Origin of the sequence: Blautia argi, assembly GCF_003287895.1 — a bacterium.
Lineage (GTDB): Bacteria > Bacillota > Clostridia > Lachnospirales > Lachnospiraceae > Blautia > Blautia argi.
The window spans coordinates 613,686-622,500 of sequence record NZ_CP030280.1; the positions used below are offsets into that span (position 1 = coordinate 613,686).

11 protein-coding genes (1 of these 11 running past the window's edge) are annotated in these 8,815 nt (G+C 45.2%); 9 read left to right on the plus strand and 2 right to left on the minus strand.

Going from position 1 to position 8,815, the window contains the following annotated elements:
• Positions 1-44: 44 nt before the first annotated feature.
• Positions 45-2,630: a transglycosylase domain-containing protein gene (locus DQQ01_RS03140; RefSeq protein ID WP_111918351.1), complete on the minus strand. Its 2,586-nt coding sequence runs from the start codon at positions 2,628-2,630 to the stop codon at positions 45-47.
• 162 nt (positions 2,631-2,792) lie between these two features.
• On the opposite strand from DQQ01_RS03140, the gene DQQ01_RS03145 reads away from it, so the two are divergent.
• A complete protein-coding gene (locus DQQ01_RS03145) occupies positions 2,793-3,449 on the plus strand; it encodes a YigZ family protein (protein ID WP_111918353.1) in 657 nt (218 codons plus the stop codon).
• Positions 3,450-3,453: 4 nt separating this feature from the next.
• Here DQQ01_RS03145 and DQQ01_RS03150 read toward each other — a convergent pair whose 3' ends face one another.
• The gene (locus DQQ01_RS03150) at positions 3,454-3,972 is read right to left on the minus strand and encodes a peptidylprolyl isomerase (RefSeq protein ID WP_111918355.1); all 519 of its coding nucleotides are present in this window, start codon (positions 3,970-3,972) and stop codon (positions 3,454-3,456) included.
• Positions 3,973-4,109: 137 nt separating this feature from the next.
• Here DQQ01_RS03150 and tsaE point away from each other — a divergent pair, with 137 nt between their 5' ends.
• The 8 genes from tsaE to ispD form a co-directional block, all read left to right on the plus strand.
• Positions 4,110-4,562, plus strand: coding sequence for a tRNA (adenosine(37)-N6)-threonylcarbamoyltransferase complex ATPase subunit type 1 TsaE (tsaE, locus tag DQQ01_RS03155; RefSeq protein WP_111918357.1), 453 nt, complete (start codon positions 4,110-4,112; stop codon positions 4,560-4,562).
• A gap of 18 nt (positions 4,563-4,580) precedes the next feature.
• Complete coding sequence (gene tsaB / locus DQQ01_RS03160) at positions 4,581-5,300, plus strand: tRNA (adenosine(37)-N6)-threonylcarbamoyltransferase complex dimerization subunit type 1 TsaB (protein ID WP_111918359.1); 720 nt, start codon at positions 4,581-4,583, stop codon at positions 5,298-5,300.
• Positions 5,293-5,727: a ribosomal protein S18-alanine N-acetyltransferase gene (rimI, locus tag DQQ01_RS03165; RefSeq protein ID WP_111918361.1), complete on the plus strand. Its 435-nt coding sequence runs from the start codon at positions 5,293-5,295 to the stop codon at positions 5,725-5,727. The genes tsaB and rimI overlap by 8 nt, the downstream gene beginning before the upstream one ends.
• A gap of 112 nt (positions 5,728-5,839) precedes the next feature.
• Complete coding sequence (locus tag DQQ01_RS03170) at positions 5,840-6,088, plus strand: hypothetical protein (protein WP_111918363.1); 249 nt, start codon at positions 5,840-5,842, stop codon at positions 6,086-6,088.
• 166 nt (positions 6,089-6,254) lie between these two features.
• Entirely contained in the window at positions 6,255-6,503 is a 249-nt protein-coding gene (locus DQQ01_RS03175) for a hypothetical protein (protein ID WP_111918363.1), read from the plus strand.
• Between the two features lie 79 nt (positions 6,504-6,582).
• Positions 6,583-7,512, plus strand: coding sequence for a ribonuclease Z (locus DQQ01_RS03180; protein ID WP_111918365.1), 930 nt, complete (start codon positions 6,583-6,585; stop codon positions 7,510-7,512).
• On the plus strand, positions 7,509-8,534 hold the full coding sequence (gene tsaD, locus DQQ01_RS03185) for a tRNA (adenosine(37)-N6)-threonylcarbamoyltransferase complex transferase subunit TsaD (protein ID WP_111918367.1): 1,026 nt from the start codon (positions 7,509-7,511) through the stop codon (positions 8,532-8,534). The genes DQQ01_RS03180 and tsaD overlap by 4 nt, the downstream gene beginning before the upstream one ends.
• A 19-nt stretch (positions 8,535-8,553) precedes the next feature.
• On the plus strand, positions 8,554-8,815 hold the start of the coding sequence (gene ispD, locus DQQ01_RS03190) for a 2-C-methyl-D-erythritol 4-phosphate cytidylyltransferase (protein ID WP_111918369.1). It continues 431 nt past the right edge of the window; 262 of the gene's 693 nt are visible here — the first part of the coding sequence; it begins with the start codon at positions 8,554-8,556; its stop codon lies off the right edge, out of view.

The following is an 8,815-nucleotide window of genomic DNA, read 5'->3' on the forward strand; positions in this document are numbered from 1 at the left end:
GAATCCTTCTGATTGCTGTCCGATGCGGCAGCTTTTTTTCTCCTTTATGCTTCCGGGGACTCTGCAGGAGTTTCAGCCGGAGGCGTTTCCTGTGGTGCTTCCGGGGGCTCTACAGGAGTTTCAGTCGGAGGCGTTTCCGGTGGTGTTTCCGGATTTGGCGCTTCCGGAGGTGTCTGTTCCGGTTCGGTTACCGGATTATCCGGCTGCGGTTCTTCCGGAGCTGTTTCTCCGCTTCCGGAGTCTGGTTCAGACTCGTAGTTATAACTCGGGCGGTAATGACCGGAGCAGTATTTCTTTGGAAGCTGTTCTGTATCAAAAAGCTCTGTCACAGCATTACAACTTGAAGTTGCCAGAAGTCCTGTGCTGGTACAAATAGAAGCCTCCTCTACAGTGGAGGGCATTTTAAACTCTGTTTTGGGCAAATCCGTGTGGATTCTCTGCATGATTTTCTTCCATAAGGTCTGCTGGTAAGTGCGGGCAGTTCCCTGAGGAAGTACGGTATTGTCATCATATCCTGCCCATACAGAACAGGTATAATACGGTGTAAAGCCGGAGAACCACAGGTTTTTGTAGTTATCTGTTGTACCGGTTTTTCCGGCTACAGGCATGTTGCTTAGCTGCAGTCTGGTACCAGTACCCTGATTTACAACGTCTTCCATAGCGCTGGTAAGAAGATAAGCAGTGCTTGGCCTGAGGACTGTTGTCTTTTCCGGTGTGTTGTCAATAACTACATTGCCGTCTGCGTCCAAAATCTTTGTATAGAATACAGGTTTAATATAGGTTCCGTTGTTGGCAATGGCTGCATAAGCAGCAGTCAGTTCCAGATTGCTGACACCCTGAGTAATACCTCCAAGGGCAGTAGGGAGATTTTTGTCTGTATAGAAATCTCCGCTTCCTGTCGGAATTTCCTTTGGTTCATCTAAAATACTGGTGAATCCGAATTTTTTCAAATATTCCACTCCCACCTCAGGAGTAATCTCTTCCATAGCCAGTACAGCCGGAATGTTGTAAGATTTCATAATGGCTGTCCGCATGGATACGGTTCCGTGATACTGGTGGTCATAGTTGTACAGAGGCTGTCCGTTGGCATAGGTATAAGGCTCGTCCTTAAAGGTAGTTGCCAGTGTCATGCCTCCCTCATTTAAAGCAGCGGCGTACACAGCCAGGGGTTTAAAGGTAGAACCAGGCTGACGCAGGGTATTGGTCGCGCGGTTTAAGGTAAGGCTGGAAGATTTTTCGCCTCTTCCGCCTACGATTGCCTTCACATAGCCGGTGTGCTGGTCAATAATGGTAATGGAGGACTGAGGTTGGGGAGTCATATGAATGCTTTCACTGACCACCTGGCTTCCGTCTGCCAGAATTGCTGCTTTGTAGGCGTCAACATGTGCCTGTGCGCTTTCTGCGCTGTTAAAGAGCAATGTGAAGTTTGCATCTTCGTTTTGTATAAAATATTCCTGCAGCATTTCCTTGCTGTAATTTTCCTGCTCTCCGTTTGGGTGCTTTACAGTAAGGGCATAGTCCAGAGTTACCTGGCTTCCGGCAGGGAAATTATCGGGATTTGCATATTCCTCATCGCAAATCTGCTGAATGGCAGGATCCTGTGTGGTGTAGACACGCAGACCGCCGCTGTAAAGAGCGGAATACGCCTGAGCCTCGGTGTAGCCCTTCTGCTCCTGCAAATCCTTTACGACCTGTTCTGTAAGTTCATCAATAAAATAGCTGTAGGTTTTATTAGTTTCCTCCTGGGTCTGTTCTACTGCCTGAATCCGTTCATATACATTATCGGCAAGACATTCATCATACTGTTCTTTGGTAATGTATTCCTGATCCAGCATATGGTCCAGAACGTCTTTTCTTCTCTGGGCGTTCTTTTCAGGATACACAGCCGGATTAAACTTGGTGGGGTTCTGGCTGATTCCGGCAATGACGGTACATTCGGAAAGGGTTAAATCACTGACATCCTTGCCGAAGTAGCCCTGAGCCGCAGCCTGTACGCCATAGTTTCCGTTTCCCAGGTTAATGGTGTTCAGGTAATTTTCCAGAATGACATCTTTGTCCTTTACCTGTTTTTCTAACTGGATTGCCAGATACTGTTCCTGGAATTTACGTTTGAACCGCTGTACCACAGATTCGTTGGTCCAGCCTGTAAAAACGGTGTTTTTCAAAAGCTGCTGTGTAATGGTACTGGCGCCTTCTGTAAAGTTTCCGCCATTTGCAAGACCTCTGACTCCGGCACGGAGAATACCTCTTATATCAATACCATTGTGTTCATAGAAACGTTCATCTTCAATCGCCACTACCGCATGCTGCAAGTCCAGCGGAATCTTCTCAATGGGAACCGACATACGGTTAGAATTGGGGGCGGTAAGCTTCTGAAGCTGGTTGCCATTGGCGTCATAGACAAAGGTCGCCTCTCCTGCAGGGACAATGTTGACCTCTGAAGCGTCCGGTGCGCTGTCTATCAGTCCTCTTAATGCGCCGATACCAGTGCAGCCCACGATAACCAGCAAAGCCATCAGAGAGATGAAAATGATACGCAGAAAAGAAACATTTGCTTTTTTCCCCATCATGGTAGAATGGGAGGTCAAATCATTTCGTTTCTTATTTACGGCACGTTTTCCAAAATTCATGTAGTTTGCCTCCTTTTCCCGTCCATTATAACAAATGGCTGAACCTAATTCAAGAATCTTCGGCGCAGGGAGGGGAATTTCATTTTTTATTCATAAATGTTCCCGGTTTGGAAAAAAGTATGCTAAAATACAGAGGAAAGAAAAAAAGAAGTGAGGAAGCTTATGCTGGAACAATACAAAACCGTATATCAGGGCGGGACAGGAGAAGTTGTAGAAAAAAAGTCCCGTTTTATCGCAACTGTGCGCCCGGTAAATTCAGAGGAAGAGGCGCTGCAGTTTATAGAAGAAATGAAAAAGAAATACTGGGACGCAAGGCATAATTGCTCAGCCTATGTCATTGGGGAACGCAGGGAATTTATGCGCTGCAGCGATGACGGAGAACCACAGGGAACCGCAGGAAAGCCCATGCTGGAGGTGCTTTTGGGAGAAGACCTGTACAATACAGCCGTGGTGGTGACACGGTATTTCGGCGGTACTCTTCTGGGAACCGGAGGGCTTGTACGGGCGTATTCCAAAGCTGTACAGGAGGGATTGGCTGACAGCCGGATTATTACAAAGAAGCACGGGATTCTGACTGAGGTGGGAACCGATTACAACAGCGTAGGAAAGCTGCAGTATCTTTTTGCACAAAACGAGATTCCCATTATGGATTCCACTTACGGGGAAGATGTGAAAATGCAGGTGCTTATTCCTGCGTCAGAGGAAGGCAGAATAAAAAAAACTGTGACAGAAGCCACCAGCGGGCAAGCCTCTGTCACAGATATCAAAGAAGTATATTTTGCACTCTCAGATGGGGTACATCTTCTTTTTGATAATTAAAGGATTAGCATTTTTCCGGTTCCGGATAATCCACACCAAAGGTTTCTACAGTCATAGAAGAGATTTCCTGTTTTTCTAAAGGTCGGTCGCTGTAGTCTGTGCGTGTTTCTGCAATTTTGTTTACCACGTCCATGCCTTCAATCACTTTTCCGAAAGCGGCGTAAGCGCCGTCTAAGTGCGGAGAGGTTTCATGCATGATGAAGAACTGGCTGCCCGCAGAGTCCGGGTGCATAGCTCTTGCCATAGACAGAACGCCAGGAGTATGTGCCAGGTTGTTTTCAAAGTGGTTCTGAGAAAATTCGCCTTTGATAGAGTAGCCGGGACCGCCCATACCTGTACCGTCCGGGCAGCCGCCCTGAATCATAAAGCCGCGAATCACTCTGTGGAAAATCAGACCGTCATAGAAACCGCTTTTTACCAGGCTGATAAAGTTATTTACAGTATTTGGGGCGATTTCAGGATACAATTCTGCTTTCATTACATCGCCGTTTGCCATTGTAATGGTTACAACTGGATTTGCCATAATAAAATCTCCTTTTATTTACATTATTATGAAGAACATTATAAGCGGAAAAAATAAAAGGTGCAAGCCACAATTTTGTATGCTATACTGAAACATGCAGAAAAAGGTGAAAAGCAAAGAGAAAAAGAGGATTACCTATGATTATAGAAACAAATAGTGCAAAGGAAACATTCCTGCTTGGGGAAAAGCTGGGCAGGCAGGCAAGGGCAGGACAGATTTATACCTTAAATGGAGATTTGGGTGTGGGGAAAACTGTGTTTACCCAGGGGGTGGCAAAGGGGCTTGGCATTAACGAGCCGGTAAACAGCCCTACTTTTACCATTATACAGGAATATGAAGGCGGAAGACTGCCCTTTTATCACTTTGATGTGTATCGTATTGGGGATATTGAAGAAATGGAAGAAATCGGTTATGATGATTATTTTTTCGGAGAAGGAATCTGTCTGATTGAGTGGGCAGAGCTGATTGAAGAACTTTTGCCTGAACATGTGATTTCCATTACCATAGAAAAAGCCCCGCAGAAAGGGTTTGATTACCGGAAAATTACCATAGATGGAATGGATAAAATCGAGGAAACGGAAAGCGTGTAAGAGAGGAAGGAAGACATTATGAAAATACTGGCACTTGACAGCTCCGGGCTGGTAGCGTCTGTAGCGCTTGTGGAGGACGATATACTGGTTGCGGAATATACCATGAATTATAAGAAGACACATTCCCAGACACTGCTGCCCATGCTGGACGAAATCAAAAAAGCAGTGAATTTGGATTTGGGAAGTATTGACGCCATAGCAGTGGCAGCAGGCCCCGGTTCTTTTACAGGGCTTCGCATAGGCTCTGCAACTGCCAAAGGACTGGGTCTGGCTTTAGGCAAGCCTTTAATTGGTGTACCCACCGTGGAGGCGCTAGCTTATAATTTGTATGACACAGATGAAGACACTCTGATTTGTCCGATTATGGACGCCAGAAGGAAGCAGGTTTACACAGGAATTTATGCCTTTGAAAACCATGGGCTGAAAACCATACAGGATCAGGATGCCCTTCCTATGGAAAAGCTTCTGGAGCAGTTGAATGCGTTGGGCAAAAGTATTATTTTCTTAGGGGACGGCGTACCAGTATTTCAGGAGCTGATAGAGGAAAAGTGTCGGGTACCCTACAGTTTTGCACCGGCACATTTGAACCGTCAGAGAGCCGGAGCAGTGGCAGCCCTTGGAGCACTTTATTTTGAGCAGGGGAAAGCAGAAACAGCGGCAGAGCATCAGCCGGATTATCTGCGTGTATCTCAGGCAGAAAGGGAGAGGGCAGAACGCCTGGCCAAAGAGCATGCTTAAAATTTGTGAAATGACGGAAAAAGAGGTGCAGGAAATTGCAGCCATAGAGGCAGAGAATTTTTCAAAGCCCTGGAGTAAAAAGGGATTTTTGGACGCAGTGAGAGATGAGCATGCTCTCTATCTCACTGCATGGGAGGAAGAAACGCCTGTGGGTTATGCAGGCATGTGGATTGCTCTTGACGAGGGAGAGATTACCAACGTATCTGTAAAAAAAGATCGACAGGGCAGGAAAATCGGCACAGCCCTTTTAATTGCTTTGGAGGAAGCAGGACAGAAGAGAGGGGTAGACTCTTTCTTTCTGGAAGTGCGAAAGAGTAATGAAAAAGCCATTGCTCTGTATGAAAAGACAGGGTTTGTCAGAATGGGAATCCGGAAGAATTTTTATGAAGACCCAAAAGAAGATGGGATTGTGATGTGTAAAAGATAGCAAACCTGCTATCTTTTTCTAAATTTACAGCTAATTCCCACTGGGATTTTGAAAAGGAATTTTGTATAATCCTTTTGTAACCCCAAAATCTTTCACAGCTTGGAGGAAACATATGAGAAAATACACAGAACAGACAAAACCACATTCTTTAGAAATTTTCTGCAACTGCTGCGGAAAACAGATAAGAACAGACAGGGACAGGATTGCAGAAGGGGTATTCTCCGGTCATGTACAGTGGGGGTATTTTTCAGAAAAAGACGGGGAAATCCATGATTTTGATTTATGTGAGGATTGTTATGATAAATGGATAGCTTCTTTTCAGATTCCTGTGGAAATAAAAACAGAAAATGAATTGTTGTAGCAGAAAATTTATGAAGACCCAAAAGAAGATGGGATTGTGATGTGTAAAAGATAGCAAACCTGCTATCTTTTTCTAAATTTACAGCTAATTCCCACTGGGATTTTGAAAAGGAATTTTGTATAATCCTTTTGTAACCCCAAAATCTTTCACAGCTTGGAGGAAACATATGAGAAAATACACAGAACAGACAAAACCACATTCTTTAGAAATTTTCTGCAACTGCTGCGGAAAACAGATAAGAACAGACAGGGACAGGATTGCAGAAGGGGTATTCTCCGGTCATGTACAGTGGGGGTATTTTTCAGAAAAAGACGGGGAAATCCATGATTTTGATTTATGTGAGGATTGTTATGATAAATGGATAGCTTCTTTTCAGATTCCTGTGGAAATAAAAACAGAAAATGAATTGTTGTAGCAGAAAAAAATGTGTGCTATGATAGGAAACACCGGGACACAAGTATTTCCCGGAAAGAAACAGAAACGAGGAAGATAGAATGTTGGATGTATGCCTGCTTGGTACTGGCGGCATGATGCCTTTGCCAAGAAGAAAATTAACATCTTTAATGACAAGATATAATGGCAGCAATCTGATGATTGACTGCGGAGAAGGAACACAGGTTGCAGTAAAGGAAAAGGGGTGGAGCTTTAAGCCTATTGATGTCATCTGTTTTACCCATTACCATGCAGACCATATCAGCGGGCTGCCGGGGCTTTTGCTCACTATGGGAAATGCAGAGCGGACCGAACCTCTGACTTTAATCGGACCCAAAGGGCTGGTACGGGTAGTATCAGCCCTTCGGGTCATTGCACCGGAACTCCCCTTTGAGATTCATTGTATAGAGCTGACAAAGCTGGAGGAAACCTTTGAGCTTTACGGTTATCAGATTACAGCATTTCGTGTAAATCATAATGTAACCTGTTATGGATATAGTCTGGAAATCAAGCGAAGCGGAAAATTTGATGCTGCCAGAGCAAAGGCACAGAATATTCCGCTGAAATGTTGGAATCCACTTCAAAAGGGGGAAACCATTACCTTTGAGGGTATCACATATACTCCGGATATGGTGCTGGGGCCTCAGAGAAAGGGAATTAAGCTTACCTATACCACAGACACCCGACCGGTAAAGGCCATTGCAGAGCATGCAGCAGGCTCAGATTTGTTTATCTGTGAGGGTATGTACGGAGAACAGGATAAAGAGCAGAAGGCAAAGGCGTATAAGCATATGACCTTTCAGGAGGCAGCAGGTCTGGCAAAAGAAGCAAACGTAAAGGAGATGTGGCTGACGCATTACAGCCCTTCCCTTGTAAGGCCGGAGGAAGCTCTTGAGGAAGCAACGCGGGTTTTCCCCAATACCATAGCCGCAAAAGACAGACAGTCTGTGGAATTACAGTTTGAAGACGGAGAAGGAGAGAAAAAGCAATGAAAACAGAAGATGTATTGATTCTGGCGATTGAAAGTTCCTGCGATGAAACGGCAGCCGCTGTGATTAAAAACGGGCGCACAGTGTTGTCTAATGTGATTTCTTCTCAGATTGACTTGCATAAATTATACGGAGGGGTTGTACCGGAAATTGCCTCCAGAAAGCATATTGAAAAGATAAATCAGGTCATTGAAGAGGCGTTAAAGGAGGCAGAAGTAACACTGGACGACTTGGACGCCATTGGTGTAACCTACGGTCCGGGACTGGTAGGCGCTCTTTTGGTGGGCGTGGCAGAAGCCAAGGCTATCAGCTTTGCAAAAGATATCCCTCTGGTGGGGGTACATCATATTGAAGGGCATATTTCTGCCAATTATATTGAAAATCCGGATTTAGAGCCGCCATTTTTATGCCTGGTGGTATCCGGTGGTCATACCCATCTGGTTGTTGTCAAGGATTACGGAGAATTTGAAATTCTTGGAAGAACCAGAGATGATGCGGCAGGAGAGGCTTTTGATAAGGTGGCTCGTGCCATTGGTCTGGGTTATCCGGGAGGGCCGAAGATTGACCGCCTTTCTAAAGAAGGAAATCCATATGCCATGAATTTTCCAAAGGCCAAAGTGGAGGACGCGCCTTATGATTTTAGCTTCAGTGGGGTGAAGTCTGCGGTTTTGAACCATATTAATAAATGTAAAATGCAGGGGATACCAGTGGTAGAGGCAGATGTGGCAGCCTCCTTCCAGCGCTGTGTCGTGGAGGTTCTGGTAGAACATGCCATTGCAGCTGCAAAGGATTACCATATAGATAAGCTGGCAATCGCCGGAGGTGTGGCATCAAATCAAACCTTACGAACAGCTATGAAACAGGCGTGTGAGAAGAACCAGATTCAGTTTTATCACCCCTCCCCTATTTTCTGTACAGATAATGCAGCTATGATAGGGGTGGCAGCTTATTACGAATATCTGAAAGGCACACGCCACGGTTGGGATTTGAATGCAGTGCCGAATCTGAAGCTTGGCGAGCGGTAAAGAAAGGGCGGGAAAGCAGATGAAATGTACAGCCATTGTTCTGGCGGCAGGACAGGGAAAGCGTATGAACAGTAAGATACAGAAGCAGTTTCTGATGCTGAAGGGGAAGCCTGTGCTTTATTACAGTCTGGCAGTTTTTGAAGAGAGCCCGGAGATTGATGAAATCATTCTGGTTACAGGAAAAGAGTGTATAGAATACTGTAAAAAGGAAATAATAGAGGTGTACGGTTTTCAAAAGGTAAAGCACATTGTTCCGGGAGGGCAGGAGAGGTATGATTCTG